This window comes from Candidatus Yanofskybacteria bacterium (assembly GCA_016181175.1).
Taxonomy (GTDB): Bacteria; Patescibacteriota; Minisyncoccia; order 2-02-FULL-40-12; family IGHO2-01-FULL-4-A; genus 2-01-FULL-44-17.
In genome coordinates, this window is record JACOZV010000001.1 from 354,922 (window position 1) to 374,535 (window position 19,614).

At 40.7% G+C, this 19,614-nt stretch carries 18 protein-coding genes and 2 tRNA genes; 16 read left to right on the forward strand and 4 right to left on the reverse strand.

Annotated elements, in window-relative coordinates:
• The gene (gene serS / locus HYT61_01755; protein ID MBI2062948.1) at positions 1-1,251 is read left to right on the forward strand and encodes a serine--tRNA ligase; all 1,251 of its coding nucleotides are present in this window, start codon (positions 1-3) and stop codon (positions 1,249-1,251) included.
• Between the two features lie 306 nt (positions 1,252-1,557).
• Here the strand turns inward: serS and HYT61_01760 are convergent, their stop codons facing one another.
• Positions 1,558-1,758 carry a hypothetical protein gene (locus tag HYT61_01760; protein ID MBI2062949.1) on the reverse strand — a complete coding sequence of 67 codons (201 nt, stop codon included), beginning with the start codon at positions 1,756-1,758 and terminating at the stop codon, positions 1,558-1,560.
• 61 nt (positions 1,759-1,819) lie between these two features.
• Here HYT61_01760 and alr point away from each other — a divergent pair, with 61 nt between their 5' ends.
• Both alr and HYT61_01770 read left to right on the forward strand, forming a co-directional pair.
• Positions 1,820-2,947, forward strand: a complete 1,128-nt coding sequence (alr, locus tag HYT61_01765; GenBank protein ID MBI2062950.1) for an alanine racemase — start codon at positions 1,820-1,822, stop codon at positions 2,945-2,947.
• Between the two features lie 10 nt (positions 2,948-2,957).
• Positions 2,958-3,755 carry a hypothetical protein gene (locus HYT61_01770; protein ID MBI2062951.1) on the forward strand — a complete coding sequence of 266 codons (798 nt, stop codon included), beginning with the start codon at positions 2,958-2,960 and terminating at the stop codon, positions 3,753-3,755.
• A gap of 22 nt (positions 3,756-3,777) precedes the next feature.
• Here the strand turns inward: HYT61_01770 and HYT61_01775 are convergent, their stop codons facing one another.
• Both HYT61_01775 and HYT61_01780 read right to left on the reverse strand, forming a co-directional pair.
• Positions 3,778-5,613, reverse strand: coding sequence for a glycosyltransferase family 39 protein (locus HYT61_01775; GenBank protein ID MBI2062952.1), 1,836 nt, complete (start codon positions 5,611-5,613; stop codon positions 3,778-3,780).
• A gap of 40 nt (positions 5,614-5,653) precedes the next feature.
• Positions 5,654-6,772: a glycosyltransferase family 39 protein gene (locus tag HYT61_01780; protein ID MBI2062953.1), complete on the reverse strand. Its 1,119-nt coding sequence runs from the start codon at positions 6,770-6,772 to the stop codon at positions 5,654-5,656.
• A gap of 36 nt (positions 6,773-6,808) precedes the next feature.
• Here HYT61_01780 and HYT61_01785 point away from each other — a divergent pair, with 36 nt between their 5' ends.
• The 5 genes from HYT61_01785 to HYT61_01805 are packed head-to-tail and all read left to right on the forward strand — an operon-like array spanning position 6,809 to position 12,566.
• Entirely contained in the window at positions 6,809-7,267 is a 459-nt protein-coding gene (locus tag HYT61_01785; protein MBI2062954.1) for a hypothetical protein, read from the forward strand.
• Positions 7,268-7,285: 18 nt separating this feature from the next.
• Complete coding sequence (locus HYT61_01790; GenBank protein MBI2062955.1) at positions 7,286-9,712, forward strand: DUF87 domain-containing protein; 2,427 nt, start codon at positions 7,286-7,288, stop codon at positions 9,710-9,712.
• A 13-nt stretch (positions 9,713-9,725) separates the two neighbouring features.
• Positions 9,726-10,346, forward strand: coding sequence for a GtrA family protein (locus HYT61_01795; GenBank protein MBI2062956.1), 621 nt, complete (start codon positions 9,726-9,728; stop codon positions 10,344-10,346).
• Positions 10,347-10,349: 3 nt separating this feature from the next.
• Positions 10,350-11,408 (forward strand): DNA polymerase III subunit gamma/tau, encoded by a 1,059-nt coding sequence (dnaX, locus tag HYT61_01800; GenBank protein ID MBI2062957.1) that lies wholly within the window; start codon positions 10,350-10,352, stop codon positions 11,406-11,408.
• A gap of 42 nt (positions 11,409-11,450) precedes the next feature.
• Positions 11,451-12,566, forward strand: coding sequence for a flippase-like domain-containing protein (locus HYT61_01805; GenBank protein ID MBI2062958.1), 1,116 nt, complete (start codon positions 11,451-11,453; stop codon positions 12,564-12,566).
• 61 nt (positions 12,567-12,627) lie between these two features.
• Here HYT61_01805 and HYT61_01810 read toward each other — a convergent pair whose 3' ends face one another.
• Positions 12,628-13,197, reverse strand: coding sequence for a hypothetical protein (locus tag HYT61_01810; GenBank protein MBI2062959.1), 570 nt, complete (start codon positions 13,195-13,197; stop codon positions 12,628-12,630).
• Positions 13,198-13,282: 85 nt separating this feature from the next.
• Between HYT61_01810 and HYT61_01815 the strand changes: the two genes are divergently transcribed.
• From HYT61_01815 to HYT61_01850, 8 genes are all read left to right on the forward strand, one after another.
• A complete protein-coding gene (locus tag HYT61_01815) occupies positions 13,283-14,017 on the forward strand; it encodes an AAA family ATPase (protein ID MBI2062960.1) in 735 nt (244 codons plus the stop codon).
• Between the two features lie 180 nt (positions 14,018-14,197).
• Entirely contained in the window at positions 14,198-15,373 is a 1,176-nt protein-coding gene (locus HYT61_01820) for an MFS transporter (protein MBI2062961.1), read from the forward strand.
• 80 nt (positions 15,374-15,453) lie between these two features.
• On the forward strand, positions 15,454-15,615 hold the full coding sequence (locus tag HYT61_01825) for a hypothetical protein (protein MBI2062962.1): 162 nt from the start codon (positions 15,454-15,456) through the stop codon (positions 15,613-15,615).
• A gap of 7 nt (positions 15,616-15,622) precedes the next feature.
• Positions 15,623-15,693 (forward strand) — tRNA-Gln (locus HYT61_01830).
• Between the two features lies 1 nt (position 15,694).
• Positions 15,695-15,765 (forward strand) — tRNA-Gln (locus tag HYT61_01835).
• Positions 15,766-16,105: 340 nt separating this feature from the next.
• The gene (locus HYT61_01840; protein ID MBI2062963.1) at positions 16,106-18,139 is read left to right on the forward strand and encodes a PAS domain S-box protein; all 2,034 of its coding nucleotides are present in this window, start codon (positions 16,106-16,108) and stop codon (positions 18,137-18,139) included.
• A gap of 1 nt (position 18,140) precedes the next feature.
• Positions 18,141-18,539 (forward strand): response regulator, encoded by a 399-nt coding sequence (locus HYT61_01845; GenBank protein ID MBI2062964.1) that lies wholly within the window; start codon positions 18,141-18,143, stop codon positions 18,537-18,539.
• Positions 18,540-18,543: 4 nt separating this feature from the next.
• A partial coding sequence (locus HYT61_01850; protein MBI2062965.1) for a hypothetical protein occupies positions 18,544-19,614 on the forward strand: 1,071 nt, incomplete at its 3' end.

The window sequence follows — 19,614 nt, forward strand, 5'->3', positions numbered from 1 at the left end:
ATGCTAGACATTAAATTTATTCGTGACAATAAGGATTTGATTAGTGATGCCGTTCGTAAAAAAGGTATTAAGTTTGATGTGGACGAATTATTGGCGGTTGACGAAAGACGCAGACAGATTTTGCAAGAACTTGAGGCCAAACGTGCCAAACAAAATGCCGGCTCACGGGGCGGACCTAAAGCGCCAACCGAGCTTGAAGAGCTTAAGAAACTAAAGGAAGAAATAAAAATACTAGAAAATGAAATTGCCAATGTTCAAAAATATTATGACAGTTTGATGCTGGAAGTGCCGCAAGTACCCGATTCTTCGGTACCGGATGGCAAAAACGATGCCGATAATGTTGAGGTACGGAGATGGGGCAAAATCCCTAAGTTTAGTTTTCAGGCCAAGGATCACATTGTGTTGATGGATGAGCTAGACCTACTTGATTTGGAGCGTGGGTCTAAAGTTTCAGGATTCCGCGGGTATTTTTTAAAAAATGAAGCCGTTTTGTTGTCCAATGCTTTGTGGAATTTTGTCTTGGAAAAGTTTATCAAAAAAGGTTACAAACCGCTGATTGCTCCGGCCATTGCACGTGAATTTAATTTCACAGGTACCGGTTGGTTGCCGCAAGGTAAAGACGAGGTTTATAAGGTTGGCGACGATGAGTATTTGATTGGTACTTCGGAAGTATCGGCAATGGGTTACCATGCTGATGAAGTCCTAGACGTAAAAGATTTACCCATTAAGTTGATTGTTTTTTCACCCTGTTTTCGTTCCGAAGCCGGCTCTTATGGCAAGGACACCAAAGGTATCTTGCGTGTACACGAATTCTATAAACTGGAGCAGGTTATACTTTGTAAGGCTGACCACGAAGAATCGGTGAAATGGCACGAGGAGATTACCCATAATGCCGAAGAAATCGTCCAGGCGCTAAAATTGCCTTATCGCGTGGTGGTTAATTGTGCTGGCGATCTTGGTTTGGGGCAGGTCAAGAAATATGACATTGAAACCTGGATGCCGTCGCAGGAGCGTTATCGTGAGACTCACTCGGCTTCATATTTTCATGATTTCCAAACTCGCCGGCTAAACATCAAATATCGTGATGCCGGCGGCAAATTGCAATTTGCACACTCGCTTAATAATACTGCCCTTGCCACTCCAAGGATTTTGGCAAATATTGTGGAGAATTACCAAACAAAGAAAGGCACGGTTGTTGTGCCTAAGGTTTTAAGGAAATGGATGAGTGGGGTCAAAGAAATTCGGCGGTAAGGTTTCTCAAAAATTACAAACTTAATTAGCAGAAAAGTTTATTCACCGGCTACGCGGACCCCTTTTTTGTTCAATCCACCCGAGTACGGGATTTTTCACAAAAAGTGTCCGCCTCCGCCGGTAAATAACATCCTCTCTTTGGCAATTTGCGGAGTGATAAAAATCACCCCCCCCCTAGTTTTACTAAATTGGGGAGGGGGATTCCCGTGTTTGTAATTTTTGAGATACTGAATTTCTTTGTTGTAGGCGATGGCTGAAAATAAAAAAACCCAGCTTATGCCAGGCCTGTCGTAAATGGTAATTTTTTTAGTCTAATTCACGATCAGAAAAATAGAAAACTATAGATACGAAAGTAATAGGCTGCCAGTGGCTTTCAGGACTGTAACTATAAACAATTTTCACTTCTTCTGGCTTCAATCCATGTTTATTAAGGAAGGCCGTTATTGTTTCTTGTTTAGCGTATACAAAATTTTTTGAATGCCATTTTTTAGGTGCCACTTTTTTCATTTTTACTCCATTTTCAAAGTTCTGCCGATTACTAATATAAGTGTAGCACCTAGTTTGTTTAATGTCAATACCAGTACATAACCACAAAACTTGGGTTGAAATATCAAAAGACGCGCTTGAAAATAACGTCAGAATTATGCGCGGGTTTTTGAAACCGAGTACAAAACTCTTAGCGGTCGTAAAAGCGAATGCTTATGGTCACGGTTTGAAAGAAACCGTTTCCGTTCTTAAAAAAGAGGCTGACATTATGTTTGGAGTTGATTCGCTTCAAGAAGCTCTTTCCGTAAACTCAATTGAGCCGAAAAATGAAATAATGATTCTTGGCTATGTTCCAGAAAAAGACAGGATACTTGCCATAAAAAACGGTTTTCATATTTCAGTTTACGATAAAGAAGTCCTAGCTTCTGTGGCGCGACTCATAAAAACCGGTCAAATAAATCCAGATGCAATTAAAGCGCATCTCAAGGTAGAAACCGGAACTAACCGCTTGGGTATAGACACAGGCGAGCTTAAAAACATCAAATTTGAATTTCCAATAGCGGGTATATATACGCATTTTGCCGATTCGGAAAATTTAGATTCGCTGTTTTATAAAGAACAAATCGGAATCCTTAACGAGGCAGTCGGAATACTTAAAAATAAGGGGATACGTCCAAGATTTATTCATTCGGCTTGTACCGCGGCGATAATGCGGTCCGAGGTTTTAGGCGGTAATCTGGCAAGGGTCGGCATCGGTCTTTATGGACTTTGGCCGTCCAAAAAGCTAAGAGAAAAATTATCACAAAAAGTGAAATTAAAGCCGGTTCTTTCTTGGAAAACAAAAATAGTCCAAGTAAAACAAGTTTCAAAAGGAGAAACCGTTGGCTATGATCGTGCGTACCAAACAAAAAAAGAAACTTCAATTGCTGTTTTGCCGGTTGGTTATTATGATGGTTTTGATAGGAAATTATCACAATGCGGCGAGGTTCTTATAAACGGAAAACGGGCTAAAGTTGCGGGTAGGGTTTGCATGAATATGACTATTGTAGATTTAGGCGATATCAAGGCAAAAACGGGAGATGACGTCATTTTTATCGGTAAAAGCGGCAAGGAGCAGATAACAGTCGAAGAGTTGGCTGAAAAAATAAGCACAATCAATTACGAAGTGGTTTCTCGGATAAATCCGTTATTGCCGCGTATATATATTTAAAATTAATGTTATGCAGAAATATAAAGATGAGCTTAAAATAAAAAAACGCGAAAAAATAATTTTCCAATTTGCCCTTTTTGGTTTTGTTAGTGTTGTTGGTCTGATCGGCCTGACTTATCTACTTTTTTTTTCTCGGCTTTTGGATGTAAGAGATGTAAAAATTGAGGTTGCAGATGGTTTGCGCGCTGACTTAAGCAAATATGTTGATGGTTGGTTGGATTTGGGATTTTGGAATATCAACAAACGGGATAATATTTTGTTTTTTTCGGCGGATAAACTATCTTCCCATTTGGCTAGTCAATTTCCAAAACTGGAATCTGTTAAAATTTCAAAAAAATTACCCCATTCCTTATTCATATCAAGCGACGAACGTAAGCCGGCAGGTATTTGGTGTTCAGCCGTTGAAAACGAGTGTTATTATTTTGACAAAAACGGTGTTGCATTTAGCAAAACACAACCATCCTCGGGTTTTTTAATAATTAACGTGTTTGATTATCGCCAAGACAAAAACATAGAATTGGGAAATATGGTTACTGACGAAGCTTGGCTTAAAGAAATAATAGATGCACACGAATTACTAAATAGGGCTGGTATCAATATAGCAGCATTTGAAATACCGGCAGATTCTTTTGATGAATTTCATGTTAAAACCGCCGAGAACTGGAAAATAATGTTTAGTATCCAAACTAATGTTGAAAAACAAATAAGCGCTCTCATAACTTTCCTAAAAGAAAAAATCCGGCCCGATCAGAGGTCCAGCTTGCAATACGTTGATCTCCGTATTCAGGACAGGATTTATTATAAATAAAAAGCGGGCCTAGGCCCGCTTTTTATTTAATACGGTACACAAAAATTGAGTTGCCGATGACGGTAATAGGTTGGTAGGAGTTGAGCCAGAGATAATTTGCGGGATTGTAATTTTTTTCCGATCCCTGCGAGTTTTGTAGAAAAGTGGCTGAAACAGCAATCCAGCCGTCCGATTGGTTGCGTGCTTTGAAATCAAACGCGTCCTTATATTTGTTTGATGTAAGCCATAAGTAGCGGTTTTTTAGATAATATGAAGGATCAGCCCAGCCGAAGTAGTCAAATTCAATTTTTTGAATATTATTTTCTTTTACCCAGTTGCTGAACCTGATTAAATCCTGTCCCCAGTCAACATTTGAATCAACGACATATTTGTAACCGTTTGACGACCCGCCGACAATCTGATTGAAGTAAGTTAAATAATATGGAAAAACGCGCAGGTTTTCATAAACATACCAGCCTAGAAAAGAAACAAGCAGTAAGTAGAAAGTAGCAAGTTTTTTTCTGGAACTAGGTGCGCGGAGCCAAGTGCCTATTCTAGTAATTTGTCCGCTGACAAGCAGTATTGCGAACGGATATGTAGGTAGGAGATGCCTTATGCCGATATTTAGCGTGCTTTGAATGCTGGCCACCCAATATATAAGAAGCCACAAGAGCATAGCAAATTCATCCGGATTATTTCTTACCAAGTTGTACGCGCGATTTAGCCACTCTTTTGGCGGGTATCGCCATTGCCAAGCCAGGAAAAGGATTGATATGAGTACAAGCCCCCACCAAGCCAGCGGTTCTTTTATGAAATAAACAATCGGAAAATACTCGCGCCATCCGAAACGAGAAATTTCGCCCAAAAAATAAACTTCGTGCGGTTCTGTATTTTGGTGGGCCACTCTTAGAAAACCAAGTAAATATTGAGCGACTGGCCTAAGCAATGGTTTATCAGACATGAAAATAACCGGTTTCAATATCGGGCTATATTCAACATATGAATCGCCGTAAACCATGCTTAATATATATTGGGTGTCGCTTTTTTGCCGTTCCGGAGGATAATTGTAGGTATTTAAATAATAGACTGGCCAAACGACGATTATAAGGCCTATTATAAAAATTAATATTGTCTGGCCCGCTGATTTGGAGGCATATTTAAGTTTTGTAAGAATCCAGGGTGTCTTACTGCTTGTCGGACGTGGGTTTTTCACAAAACCGTAGACTATTGCTAAGATCAAAAAGAACGGAACCAATAAAAATGTTGAAAACTTAAGAACTAGTGCGATTCCGAATGCCAGTCCCGCCATCAGCGGTTTTTTATTTTTTGGACCCTTTATGTAGTTAACAAAAAAATATGTTGCCAGTAGTGTCCCAAACAATGCCGCTACGTCTGTTGTTACAAAACGGGAGTGGGCAATAACGGTGGGAGAAAAAGCAAATAAAACCAGAGCTATTATAGAGCCAGCATCGCCGTATAATTTGCGCCCCCATCTAAAAATTAAAACTGCGGATAATATGAAAAATAAAATCATCGGCAGTTTTACCAGATGTCTTATTAGATCCGCGTTGTTGCCGGAATTAAAAATTAACAACCGTCCGAATTCCCACTGTCCGTTTATGTCCTGTTGCCAGAATCCTGAATCAAATGCCGTTTGTTTTAGTTTGGCAAACATTAGGGGAATAGCCGCTACGTCCTTAGCTAATGGTGGATGTTCGAAATTCAATCGCATGTCCTGTTTAGCCAAATAAGAATACCCCGCCCCTATGTGCGGTATTTCATCTACTATAAGTGAATCATTCCAAGCGCTAGTGATTATCAAAACAACCGAAGCTGCTATAATGGTTACAATCACTACGTTTATTTTAAAATTTGACATGAAGGCAAAATGTTAAAAAATGGTGAGGCAATGCCGCTTTTTAATTTTTGAACGGCGCATTGTAAGTGTTTTTGGCCCACTTGTTGAAATATTTGTCATATTCGGCAATTGTCAGTGATGCCAATAGTATCACTATCGCAAGTACCGCCACAAATGAACTTTCGCGCAACCATTTATGCTGAAATCTATACTCGTGGATATCGCGCGTGTGGTACCAGTCGCCGGTTGCGCCCATTATCCACCATAGTCCCTCTCCGGCCCATACAAAAACTACGGGTGCTACAATTAGTGCCCTTAAAGCACTCGGCGAACCTTCGTTTGAAAGCATAACCGGTGCCAGTCCTATAAAAAACCAGGAAAGAAGCATGGTTTGTATTGTTGAAAAATGGCCATGTCTTTTTTTTACTTTTACTAATTTGATAAAACTTCTTAAAAATCCCAAAGCAAACAATACGCCTACCGGCCAAATCAATAATGGTTGTGCAGAAAAATTAAACATTCCCAGAGTTAGGACAGCATTTTTTGCAAATGCCTCAAGAGGATACTGCGTGGCAAAAACCGAAACTTGGTAAACGTGTCCCAAAAAGTCTGTTGGGCTTTGCCAAAAATAATAACCGGTTGGCAAGACAATCAAAATTACCGTAATCAAAAACAAAGCAAGTCCGCGAATTATCTGATTGCGGGTATGTAGATATTTTTCATGGCCAAAATCTTTTTTAACGGAATGCCAGTAAGCCAATATCGTCAATATCAGAGCTAACGGCATCACCTGAAATGACGAATAAGTATAAAATCCTAATCCCCAAAAAACTCCGCTGATAGCGAAATTATATAATTTGTTGGTTGATAATCCGTGCCACAAGAATAACATACCCCAAACAAGCAACATTGATGCCGTGATCGCAGAAGAGCCCATACGTGAGAAATAAACATGCCAAAAACTTATTGCCATCAGATAGCTTGACAGTGCGGCAATTTGCCAATTGAAAAGTCGTTTTGCGAGAAAGTATAATCCTGCGACCGACAGTATGCCTGTAACGGCTGAAACTGTTTTTGTCATTTCATTGAGGAAGGGCAGTTGTGGGATCGATCCGATATATTGCAACCTAAAGACAGATGCTGCTATTAAAATCAATAAAAATATTGTCCACCTGGGCATTAAAATTATTATAACAAATATGTTACAATCATAGTAATGGTAGAGTTTGGTCCACAATCAGGCCAGCCAATTACTTTAGAACAAGAGATTGCTCAAATTGAGCAAGAATTAGCATCCAAGAGGGCGGCATTGGAGGGCCAAAGTCAGCTCGGACAGGCCACAGAACTGCCAGGCGAAAAGGAAACCTTGCGTGAGGTTGTCGGTGAAAGAATAGGCGCGCCGCAACCGGCTGTGCCACAGACGCCGATTCCTTTTACTGACTCGGGGAAAGCAGTAACTCCGCCGCCGGTCATTGAACCACCGGCTTACTTATCCCCGGAACTAAAAGAAAAAGTTCAAGAATTAGTTAATGTCGCTTTTCAACAGACCCTTGAGACTGCGATTGGACAGGCGCGTGCCACCAACAATGCTGCGCTGATTGATGCTTTTCACGACGCGTTAGTGGACGAGCTTTATAATTATTTAGTTGAGAGAAGAAAGATTCAGAAATTATAAATTTATAATTTTGAAGAAATGATTTTATTAGTGGTACTTTTGCTAGTTTTGATTATAATCGCAGTTGCGGCTCTTGTTTTAGTTGGTGGCATGCGGACGCGTGGACAGGTTGAAAGGGCGCTGAACATGTCGCTTTTTTTAATTCGGGTACCCAGAGAGTTATTGGGCGCAAAAGACGGTGGTTCCAAGCCGGAAAAAGAGTTGATTTCAATTGGCGAGCAGTTATTGGCCGGATTTTCCAATATACATTCCCGCGGATGGAACAAGTTTATTTACGGAGAGCCATATGTTTCATTGGAAATGGCCGTTCATCACACCGGCGAAGAAACTCATTTTTACATAGCAGTTCCCAAGAGTAACGAAGATATAATAGAAAAACAAATTTACAGTCTTTATCCGACTGCCGAGGTAAGTAAAGCCAAGGATTATAATATTTTTAATCCGCAGGGCGCGACAGCAGGCGCGTATTTGTCATATAACGCCGACTCCATTTTGCCGATTAGGACATATCAGAAATTAGAATCCGATCCGATGGGCGGTATATTGACCGCCATGTCCAAGCTACAAGCCGATGGCGAGGGTGCGGCAATGCAGGTGTTAATCAGGCCCAGCCATGCTGATGCCAAAAAATCTTTTGCTGTGAAGGTATCTCGGGAAATGCAGTCAGGTTATCAATTCAATGAGGCATTAAAGAGGGCAATACATCCACCTAAACCCAAAACACAAGATCCCAACAAGTCTCCTGAACAGGAAAAACCGCGTATTGTAACGCCGGCTGATGAGGAAATAATTAAGGCTATTGGCGGCAAGGCTAGCAAGCAGAATTTTGATGTTAATGTCAGATTGGTAACTTCCGCAAGTTCAGAAATCCGGGCCCAGCAGATTTTGCAGGATTTTGAAGGATCGTTTGTTCAATTTTCTTTGCCGGACGTGAATGGTTTGAAGGCGAATAGATTAACAGGTCGTGCTCTTGATAAATTAACTTATAATTTTTCTTTCAGGTTGTTTGACAATAAGCAGTCAATAATGATGTCAACGGAGGAAATTGCAAGTTTTTACCATCTGCCGATTGCTACCACAGCCGCACCCAAGGTCAAGTTTTTAAAAGCCAAATTAGCCGAACCACCACCCAACTTGCCGCAGGAGGGTATTATAATCGGGCGTAATATATTTCGCGGCCAAGAGCTGTCGATACGTATGACTGATGAAGATCGTCGCAGGCATCTGTATATTATCGGTCAAACCGGCACCGGAAAGTCTACGATGATGAAAGCTATGATTCGCCAAGACTTAGAAAATGGCAAGGGTGTGTGTTTGATTGATCCGCACGGTGAGTTTGCCGAATTCGCGCTATCAATAGTGCCTCAAAAACGCGCTGAGGACGTCATCTATTTTGATCCTGGAGACATTGAACGTCCGATGGGACTGAATATGCTTGAAATGGATCCTAAGCATCCGGAACAGAAGACCATGATAATAGACGAACTCTTCGGCATCATGGACAAACTTTATAATCTTAAAGAAACCGGTGGTCCGATGTTTGAAAAGTATTTTAAAAATTCACTCTATCTTTTGCTTGACGACTATGGATATGAGATCCCAACGATTTCGGATATTTCCAGAATTCTCAACGACGATGATTACAGAGCTGATAAGCTAAGCCGCGAAACCAATCCTCTGGTGAAAGAGTTTTGGCAATTGGAAGCCGAGAAAGCCTCAGGCGAACAGTCACTATCTAATTTTTCGCCATACATTACCTCAAAACTTAATAATTTTGTGTTTAACGAATTTTTGCGCCCGATAATCAATCAAAAGAAAAGTGCTTTTGATTTTCGCGAAGTGATGGATAGTCAGAAAATCCTGGTCGTCAATCTGTCAAAGGGCAAGATTGGCGATCTCAATGCCAACTTTATCGGCATGCTTGTTGTCGGTAAATTATTACGGGCGGCATTGTCGCGAATAGACGTACACGACGAGATGTTACGCAAGGATTTCTATCTTTATATGGACGAATTTCAGAATTTTACGACTGACAGTATTTCCACGATTTTATCTGAAGCGCGCAAATACAGATTGAATTTAATAATTGCTAACCAATTTATCAAACAGCTCAAAGAAGGCATTAGGGATGCCGTTTTCGGCAATGTCGGGTCTATTGTGGCTTTCCGTATCGGTCCGGATGATGCCGAATTCATGAAAAATAAGTTTGATCCCGTATTCAGTCCGCAAGACCTTTCCAACATAGACAACCTTAATGCTTATGTTAATCTGCTGGTGAGTGGTCAAACTACTCGGCCGTTTAATGTTAGAGTTGAAACCGAGCGTGTGTTTGGTGCCGGGTCTCCACAAACTGCCGCGGCTTTGCGCGAGATGTCACGATTGAGATTCGGTCGGTCTCGCGAAGAAGTGGAACGGGAAATAATGGCTGGAAGGGTGACCCAGTAATCAGTAATTAATAATGGTAAATCGTAAAGACATAACCATAACAATTTTGATCGGGGTTATGACTGGTTTTCTTTGGAGTGGGGTTTTGTTTTATTTACGCACATTTGAGAGTTTTGGCATATCGCGTAATGTCACTTGGAGTTTGGTGATGATTGCTCCGCTTATTTTTATTTCCGGCTTATATTTCGGTAAATGTTTATCCCGCTGGAAAGAATTTTTTGCCCCATTTTCGAGATTTGTGATTCTCGGTTTTCTCAACACGGGAATTGATTTTGGCATATTCAACTTACTTATGTTTTTGACTGACATGCAAAGAGGCATACTGGTTTCGGTTTTCTTGACAGCTTCTTTCTCGGTCGCGGTTATTAACAGTTATTTTTGGAATAAATTTTGGGTTTTCGGAAGTGTTGCTAGGACATCAGTTGGCGGTAAAGAATTCGTAACTTTTGCGATTATAACAGTCGCGGGTTTACTGCTCAAAGTGGGTGTTTCGTCGGGAATTATATTTCTGATTCCGCCGCAGTATGGATTGGGGCAACTAGGATGGAACAACATTGCCGCTGTTATAGGTACCTTTTTTAATCTGACCTCAAATTTTATCGGATATCGTCTTATTGTTTTTAAAAAACTTTAAAAAATGACCCAAGTACTTTATAGAAAATATAGACCACGCGTTTTCCAAGAAGTTGAAGGACAAGAACACGTAGTGCGCACCTTGCGGGGTGCGCTTGCTTCAGGGCGCGTCGGGCATGCCTATCTTTTTTGTGGGCCGAGGGGGACCGGCAAGACGACAATGGCAAGATTGATGGCAAAAGCATTGAATTGTAGTAAGCGGCAAATAGAAAGCAATAATGTTGACAATACGGAGCCTTGTAACATTTGTCATTCATGCAACGAGATCAATGAGAGCCGGTCATTAGACTTGATCGAAATTGATGCCGCATCCAATCGTGGCATTGATGAAATCAGGAACCTCAAGGATTCAGCGCGGGTGGCGGCGGCATCCGGCAACTACAAGGTTTTTATAATAGACGAAGTGCACATGCTTACACCGCCGGCTTTTAACGCGTTACTCAAGATACTAGAAGAACCGCCGTCGCACATCGTTTTTATACTGGCCACTACCGAACCGTATAAAGTTCCGGAGACTGTTTTGTCGCGCGTCCAAAGATTTGATTTTAAAAAAATTAGCGTAGAAAAAATACAAAAAAAACTATTGGAAGTTGCCAAAAAAGAAAAACTTCAGATTGACAACGATGCCCTAACAATTATCGCATCAAGCGCCTCTGGTTCCATGCGTGACGCCGAGTCGTCGTTGAATAAGCTGATAGCATATTCTGGCAGCTGCATTACAGACGAGCATGTAACTGAGGTATTAGGTATTGTGCCTTTCCATGTACACCAAAAACTATTGGAGTTGGTGCGGCAAAAAAACGGGCAAGAAGCAATTGCCCATGTGGCGCGACTTTATGAATCAGGAGTTGATATGGATAATTTTGTAAAACAATTCATTAAATATTTAAGATCAGAATTAATTGGTTTAATCGGTAAAACAGTTGCTGTCTCGTCTGGCCAAACCGAAATTGAATTTTTAATTAAAACCATCAACGTTTTTATCAAAGCTGGCGGGGAATTGAGGTTTTCGCCTGTCCCACAACTGCCACTTGAATTAGCGATACTGGAACTTACTAAGTAATTACAAGGCCGTCCTTATATACAAGGACGGCCTTGTAATTTTATGGCTATAAACGAAGAATTTAAACCATTATCAAAACCGCGGATCAGTTTCCATAAGTTTGCCTTTTATTTTATTACTTTGGCGGCTTTGGTTTTGATTTACCTGAGGTTTTCAGAAGTAAGGTTGATAAGGGATTTATTTCTGCGTTCCAATATTTTCTGGCTGTTTGGCGTTATAGTCACCCAGTTGATAATCTATTATTTTGTTGCCCTAAATTATCGTGATGTTTTGCGTGTTAAAGATCTTGAAGTCGGAGTAAGAGAACTTTTTCCTATAACTTTTGTCATCCAGTTCCTCAACCAAGCTTTACCTTCCGCCGGTTTCTCGGGGCAGGCATTTTTTGTGCAATACCTTAAAAAATTCGGATTGACGGTCGCTGAAGGAATCGGGCGGGCGATACTTGAGCTTGCCACACTTTACATGGCTTTCGGCGTTTTTTTCATAGTTTCAGCTGTTTTGATGTTCCGCAATGGCATTATAAGCCAGCATTCGGAGGCGAGATATTTTATTTATGCTTTTGCTTTTTTTGCCATGATCGCTCTTTCTTGGTTTTTGGCACTGCAAAAAAGAAAACGTGGCCGACTTGCCAAATGGGCGATTAGTAAGATACACAGTTATTTTGAAAATCGTCGGAAAAATAAAAACGGAATTAACGGTAACGGGAACGTCCATACGGGCCATGTAGCTATGATTATTGACCAGTTTAAGGAGACGTTTAATGTTGGTGAGCTGAAGAAAAGAGCCAGACCATTTTGGCTGGCATTTTTTTGGCAAAATATGATTTTGTTGGCCATGGTTTTAACTTTATATTTTTTATCTTTCGCGGTGGATTATAAAATCAGTTTTTCGGTTGCCTTTATAACCTTTACCCTGACAAAGTTTCTGTCCATGATTGCGTTTGTTCCGGGTGGACTCGGTGTTTTTGAAGGCGGGATGACTTTGATTCTCATATCTTTTGGTGTGCCGGCTCAACCGGCGCTTGCCATGACTCTTCTTCTGCGCGCCGTTAGTTTCTGGCTTCCTATGCCAGTGGGATGGATACTGTATCGGTGGTATCTCCATCGCTACGAGCTGGAGCATCCCTATGAAGGTTTACCGGTCAATGGCGGTAAATAGTAGATGGTGTTTTAAGAAAAAATAAACCGACCAGCCGGATGGCTGGTCGGTTTATTTTATATCAACTGTCGATTAAGCTTATAAGTTCTTTCCAGGATTTTACTTTTATAAAATTAGCGGTATGAGGCGATGAATTATGTGGATCAAAAAGTATTCTGTTCTTAATATCGGTGAGTTTTTTGAGAACGTTTGGCTCGTCATCAATATAGTGCGTGATGCCGAGCTGTTTGCCGATTTTATTTTTGTCTTTCGGTTCAGAAACAAAAAACGTGTTGCCCTTATTAAAAAATTCAGGCCATAATTTTTTAAATTTCAGGATCTTGATGGCAATTTTTGGTTTTTTGCGTCTGGATATTAAAAAGTATGGGTATTTGCTTTTTATTTTTGACAATACGCTTCGGGCCCCTTTTGCTGCCGGTGATTTTAATGATATTTTTGGATCATCGTATAAAGCACTTTTTAACTGGTCCAGCGCTTCTTTGGGAATGATGTTTTTGATTATCTCCGAGTGCGTTTGCTCCGGTCTTAATTCCCAGCCGAAACTCTTTGCCAATTTTATCTTGGTGGCAGTGTGATCAAGAATAACGCCGTCTAAATCGAAGCCGATTATTTTATTTTTTAGTTTGGGCATATTTTATAAAAAAGTCTAGATTTACAGGCATGCTTGTTTATTTTAGTATACCCCCAAGAAAGCACTTTTAAAACAGGGGTCAAATGTGTCTGAGCTGGTAAATCAGGAAAATGTTTTTGAGCAAAAAGCCCAAAAGATCCTAGCTTACCTTAAAAGCCACTTGCGCTACGACGATCAATTCTTGCCAAGGCCGTTTTTTTTGGAATTTACGGGTTCGCCATCGGCAGGTAAAACCACTACGATTACGGAATTAGATAAATTTTTGCGTAGGCAGGGATTTAGGGTATTAAGGCCACAAGAAGGCGCGGAGGTTATCCGTCACATCGGGAGAAGTACGCCGCTTTATAATATCAGGACAGGCATTTATGCTCTTACGCAGCTCATAGATTTTAGTGCCGGTCATCCTTATGATGTGGTTATTTTTGATCGCTGTATTTTTGACGCATATTGCTGGATGATGTATTGGGCAGAAAAAAAGAAGTTGACTAACGGGGAAAGAAGGATGATACAAGATTTTTTTCTGTTGCGATTTTGGGCGGATAAGATAGATGTTGCGTATTTTATGGTTTGCGACCCGGATGTGGCCGCCGAAAGAGAATTGAGGATAGCTCTAAGCCAAAAGCTTGGGGAAACGACTAGCCCACAAACCGTGCGTACGCTCATTGAGCGTTATAAGAACGCTTATAACGTACTTTCGCCGGATTATAAACAATTATTTTTGGTGGACACAACCGGTATGGACGAAGTAACCATGGTCAAGCATATTGCGACTCAAACCTTGAACATACTGGAAGAGAAGTCCAGAAACGGATCCGAATAAAGCCGATAAGCCGCCGGCTTTTTTATTTGATTTTTTAAATAATTTAAGTCATAATTTATTTATCCCGTACGAACTTACCCGTCCGGGTTATCTATAATCAACTAGTACGTTATCACTGGCTTACGATGCCCCCTAACTTATGTCATTGGCATGTATGTCATGTAAGTTCGTACGGGATTTATGCTAAACGTGATTCTTCTTGGATTAACCTCGTTATTGGCTGATTTTTCAAGCGAGATGGTTTTTCCTATTCTGCCGTTTTTTATTCAGACACTTGGCGGAGCAGGCGTGGCAATCGGTTTGGCTTTTGGCATCGGTGATGCCGTGTCCGCTGTTTTTAAGGTTATATCTGGCCGTTGGGCCGATAAAACCAAAAAATACAGAACTTTTGTTTTTGCCGGTTATGCCTTTTCCGCCGTAGCCAAGTTTTTGTATCCTCTTTCTTCGTCTTGGCAGCAGATTCTTGCCGTCAGGCCCATTGAGCGGATTGGCAAGGGTTTTCGCAACGCGCCGCGCGACGCGATTTTATCGGAGTCGCTGTCCCATGAGCGCCGAGGCAGAGGATTCGGGATTCAGCGGGCAATGGACAGCGCCGGGGCCGTTTTGGGGGCAGCGGCGGTTTTGATTTTTGTTTTCTATTTGGAGCTTGATTTTTCCAGAATATTTTGGATTTCAGCCATCATCGCTCTTTTCGCGGTGATACCGATTCTTTTTGTCAAAGTTCCAACGCAGTTAAAAATTGCGAGTAAGTCGATCGGTTTCAACGGGTTGTCCGTTCAACTGAAAAAATTTATCTTTGTTGCCACCGTTTTCGCTTTTGCCAATTTTAGCTATGCTTTTTTGGTTCTTCAAACCCAATCACTTTTCGGCGATTTGGATTATAAAAAAGCTCTTTCCCTAACTCTACTTTTGTACATTTTTTTCAGTATTTTTGATTCAGGTTTTTCTACCATAGCCGGTGTGTGGTCTGATAAATTCGGGCGGCGCAAGGTTATAATTTTAAGCTACATTTTACTGGCTGTTGTTTTTCTTGGTTTCGGTACAGTTTCGTTATGGCAATATGACCGTACATGGACGTTTATCTTTTTGCTTATTCTTTTTGCTCTCTATGGCCTTTTCAGGGCGACGGTGGATGTTGGACAGAAGTCATTTGTCTCCGACCTCTCCGATGTTGGAATCCGCGGAACGGCTCTTGGCACTTTTGAAACATTTACCGGTCTTGCCGCCATTCCCGCTGGCTTAATTGCCGGAGTATTGTGGAACGTCAACCAAGCCCTTCCGTTCTTTTATGGACTTATGCTCTCCTTGACTGCAGTTGCTCTGTTTTCTCAGATGATTGGCAAAAAATCTGCTTGAAACAAGCTAATTTTTATGATAAAATTTAATAAATTTGCGGGGTTGCCTGCCTGCACAGGCAGGTCTTAATGGTAGGACATATGTGGTATGCATATATTATAAAAAGTCAGAATAATAGGCCGCTTCAATACATTTTTACAAAAGAATTTAATTCTGAAACAGAAGCCAGAAGTTATGAAAAAAAGTTAAAAGATAAAAGGATAGAAAAAGAAAAAATAATTAAACAAATTGAAAATTCATAAGCACTGCTGCGAGGTCGTCTAATGGTAGGACAGCGCCCTTTGAAGGCGTTTATCCTGGTTCGAGTCCAGGCCTCGCAGCGCGCAGGCAGGTCTAACGATAGGACATGGGACTTTGAATCCCAGTATGAAGGTTCGATTCCTTCCCTCGCAGCAGCTTCTGATGAAACGAACTCTGAATTTAGCGATGAGGGGGTTCGCTCGCCCAGCCTCGCCATTGGCGGGAGCGTTGTATTCAAGACATAAAATCACCTTTTCGGTGGTTTTATGTTGGGACGGGTCTTTTATTTCTTTATAGAGAGGGCCTGTTTTTCTTCTGATTCGCTTGATTTGCGAGAATAACCTTTTTTCGGCAACTTATAATTATAGGCTAAATCCTAGCTTGCGATTATTAACTCCCTTTTGTTATAATTGAACTATCAGAACGTGAATTTATCAAATTTATTCAACAAGATCCGACCATATCAGATTTTGGTTTTATTTTTTTTTGCCTATGGCTATTTTTGTAGTTTTTAATCTTGTCCGCTTACATAATAGCTTAACTCAAGACATATTTAGTCATCACGAAACAAAGGCAGTAATCGCTGTAGAAACATTAAAAACTAAATTTGATCAATTAATTAATATCGGTCTATCTCTTGCCGATCGAAATGATTTAAAGAAATTTATTGCTGAAGGAAAATGGGATGATGCTGCCCAGTCCTTAAAAAACATACAGGAACAGTTTGATTTTATTGATCGCAGTGTACTCCTTAGTCGCGATGGTGTTTTAAGAGCAGTCATTCCCGAATTATCGGGAGCTACTGTTCTTATTGGGCAAGATTTCTCAAACCGCGAATGGTACAAAGGGATTAGTAAAAATTGGGAGCCCTATATATCTCCAATTTTCAAAAGAATACCGGAGCCAAGGTTGAATGTTATTGCTGCTGCTATTCCTATTAAATTCAATGGTGATGTTGTGGGAATTATACTTTTACCTACAAGTATCGATGATATTGCATTGTGGGCAAAGAAAGTTGATATTCAAAATGGCTACGTATATTTTGTTGATCAGATGGGTCAAATTGCTGGGAATCCTGAATTTCCTGAAGAAATTGCAGATTATTCTTCCTGGGATATAGTTAAAAAGTTGCATCAGGGAGAACAAGGGGTTTCTGTTACAACCAATCCAGAAGGAAAAGAGCAGCTTATATCTTATCAGCCACTTCCAAATTATGGGTGGGGAGTGATAGTTTCGCAGGATAAATCAACCGCTTTTGCTCTTCGGAACCGAGAATTATTGGTATACGCTATTGTTTCCGGGATATTCTTTCTTTATTTAATTATTCTATTCTTTATTATTTCCCGTCTTCAATCAAACCTTAAGCAATATGCAAGTGGGTTGGAACAAAAAGTAGCAGAACGCACGAGAGAAATTGATGAAGAAAAATCAAAATACGCAGCCATTCTAGAAAGCATTGGAGATGGGCTGGTTGTGGTTGATAAGGCCGGCAAGATACTGATGGTCAATAAAGCATTTGAAAATTTAGTTGGCTGGAAAGGAAAAGATGTTTCGGGAAAACTGTTGGTTGAGGTTGTCCCAAGAGAAGATGAATCAGGTAATGTTGTGCCGTTTAACGAAAGAATCCTGACCAAAATTCTGTCTACTACTACTACTACTACTTGGTACTATATCCGCAAAGATAAAACGAGATTTCCAGCAGCAAGTACAATTACTCCGGTTATTTTTGATGGTAAGATCATTGGCGCGGTAGAGGCATTTCGTGATATCACTGAACACGAGGAACTGGATATAGCCAAAACCGAATTTATTTCCATTGCTTCGCACCAACTGAGAACACCCGTCTCCGGCCTGAGTTGGATTACGGAGGCCTTACAATTTACCTCCCAAAACTTAACCCCAAAACAACAAACATATATTAAGGACCTCTCCATGTTATCCAAGAGATTGATTGGATTGGTAGAAGATTTGCTGAATATTTCAAGGATTCAGCTTAAATCAACGCTCGTGACAGAAAAAAACCTCATTGACGTCCCCGTGTTTATAGAAGAATTTATTAAAGAAATAGAACCATATGCAAGTTCAAAGAAACACGCCGTAGTATTCAATAAAAGTATTGTCGGACCCCTTACTGTGGAGATTAATAAAAAATCATTATATAATGTTTTACAGAACCTGATATCAAATGCTATTGAGTATTCCCCGGAAAATACGGCAGTTATTGTAAATTTAGAAAAAACGGATAGTTTTATTAAAGTATCAATAGCTAACAAAGGCCCGATTATTCCTAAAGATGAGCAATCGCATATTTTCGGAAGGTTTTATAGAGGAGAAAGTGCCAAAAAAATGAAAGCAGAAGGTACGGGATTAGGGTTGTATATTGTCAAAACGATTATAGAAGATACGGGCGGCAAGGTGGGTTTTAAGTCGGAAGAGAGTAAAGATACGACATTTTGGTTTACCATACCATTAAAGATGACTAATGAAGATTCGGCCTCGCGCTCTAATTCATCGGTCGTCAAATAAAATCATGAAAAAAATATTAATCGCAGAGGACGAAGAGGTTTTACTAAATGTCCTTAAAGACAGATTTGAAGCCGAGGGCTGGACAGTTGTAATCGCAAAAGACGGCGAGGAAACGGTAGAAGCTATTAAGCAATCTCCGCCTGATTTGGTTTTGCTTGATCTGGTTATGCCCAAGAAGGATGGTTTTGAGGTTTTGAAAGAGATAAGAAGTAATCCGGAATATAAAAATTTGCCAATTTTTATCATTCTTTCAAATCTTGGCTCTGATGAGGATATTAAAAAAGCATTAGCATTAGGAGCCAATGATTATTTCGTTAAAACCCAACACCCGATGAGTGAAATAGTGGAGAAGGTCAAAAAATACGAAGCGGGTGGAGCGAGTATTCAGACCGGGAATTAAATTAATGGCAAATAAGCTTTTAATTTTAGCTGTAGTTATCGGCTTGATGTTTTTGTATACCCAAACAGGCATTGCTGATATAACAAGCACCTTGAGACCGACTGCTGATGGCGGAGATGACAGCGCAAACTGGTTAAATACCGGCGGCACGGCTTGTAATGCAACTGACTGTTATCTTGAAGTGGACGAATCAAGTGGTTCTTCGTGTACCGATAGCGACGGCGACACTTCGTTTATAGAAAGTTCAACCGAAGGGGCGAATCAAACTTTTGATGTTAATATCTCATCTATCCCGGATGGAGCGACAATTTCCCAGGTTGATATAACTGTTTGCCAAAAAAGAGTGGGTTCAGCGCCTCCCAACAAATTCCAAACAAGAAAATGCGTTGACGGGGTTTGTTCTAATTTCGGAACTGATAATGCGGCCGCGGGGAATTACGCTGAAGTTGCGCAATCCCATACCGGTTTAAGTCTTTTGAAAACAGCGACAACTGATCTTGAGGTCGGGGTTTCTATCATGGGGACTAACAGTAAAGTGGTGCGGATAAGCCAAATTTCAGCGATAGTAACTTATACAATACCCGGAGAGCCGGCGGCCGTTGAAACGAGGAGTGGCGGAGGGGGCAACAGTCCGACAAAGATTATTTTTTCCGGCACGGCATATCCCGGGGCAACACTAGGAGTTTATCTAGCCAGAGAAGAATGGGGCGTGCTTCAGCAAGCTCTTATAGACGGAGAGTTTAATGCAGAAAACGACGGTAGTTTCCAAAAAGAGATAATAAGTCCCGTTGAAGAAAGGCGGGTTTATGTTCTCCGCATAAAAGATAAGGACGGAAAAGAAGGCCGATCCAAAGTTTTTACTTACGATACCAAATTTAATAGAGTTATTAACCAAGAAAACATTTTTTTTGCTCCTACGATCAACTTAAGCAAGCCGGCGGTTAGCAGAGGGGAGCTCCTGCTTATATCCGGATATGCGGCGCCCGGCAATAAAGTAGAATCAATCTTTGACGGCAAAGTTACAGGAGAAGTTAAAGCGGAAGAAGGCGGTTTATATAGAATTTTAATTGACACC

Excerpts from the sequence above, each read along its gene's own strand:
- serS (MBI2062948.1), top strand. The coding sequence starts at position 1 with ATGCTAGACATTAAATTTATTCGTGACAATAAGGATTTGATTAGTGAT.
- HYT61_01760 (MBI2062949.1), bottom strand. The coding sequence starts at position 1,758 with ATGAAAAAAGTGGCACCTAAAAAATGGCATTCAAAAAATTTTGTATAC.
- alr (MBI2062950.1), top strand. The coding sequence starts at position 1,820 with ATGTCAATACCAGTACATAACCACAAAACTTGGGTTGAAATATCAAAA.
- HYT61_01770 (MBI2062951.1), top strand. The coding sequence starts at position 2,958 with ATGCAGAAATATAAAGATGAGCTTAAAATAAAAAAACGCGAAAAAATA.
- HYT61_01775 (MBI2062952.1), bottom strand. The coding sequence starts at position 5,613 with ATGTCAAATTTTAAAATAAACGTAGTGATTGTAACCATTATAGCAGCT.
- HYT61_01780 (MBI2062953.1), bottom strand. The coding sequence starts at position 6,772 with ATGCCCAGGTGGACAATATTTTTATTGATTTTAATAGCAGCATCTGTC.
- HYT61_01785 (MBI2062954.1), top strand. The coding sequence starts at position 6,809 with ATGGTAGAGTTTGGTCCACAATCAGGCCAGCCAATTACTTTAGAACAA.
- HYT61_01790 (MBI2062955.1), top strand. The coding sequence starts at position 7,286 with ATGATTTTATTAGTGGTACTTTTGCTAGTTTTGATTATAATCGCAGTT.
- HYT61_01795 (MBI2062956.1), top strand. The coding sequence starts at position 9,726 with ATGGTAAATCGTAAAGACATAACCATAACAATTTTGATCGGGGTTATG.
- dnaX (MBI2062957.1), top strand. The coding sequence starts at position 10,350 with ATGACCCAAGTACTTTATAGAAAATATAGACCACGCGTTTTCCAAGAA.
- HYT61_01805 (MBI2062958.1), top strand. The coding sequence starts at position 11,451 with ATGGCTATAAACGAAGAATTTAAACCATTATCAAAACCGCGGATCAGT.
- HYT61_01810 (MBI2062959.1), bottom strand. The coding sequence starts at position 13,197 with ATGCCCAAACTAAAAAATAAAATAATCGGCTTCGATTTAGACGGCGTT.
- HYT61_01820 (MBI2062961.1), top strand. The coding sequence starts at position 14,198 with ATGCTAAACGTGATTCTTCTTGGATTAACCTCGTTATTGGCTGATTTT.
- HYT61_01825 (MBI2062962.1), top strand. The coding sequence starts at position 15,454 with ATGTGGTATGCATATATTATAAAAAGTCAGAATAATAGGCCGCTTCAA.
- HYT61_01840 (MBI2062963.1), top strand. The coding sequence starts at position 16,106 with ATGGCTATTTTTGTAGTTTTTAATCTTGTCCGCTTACATAATAGCTTA.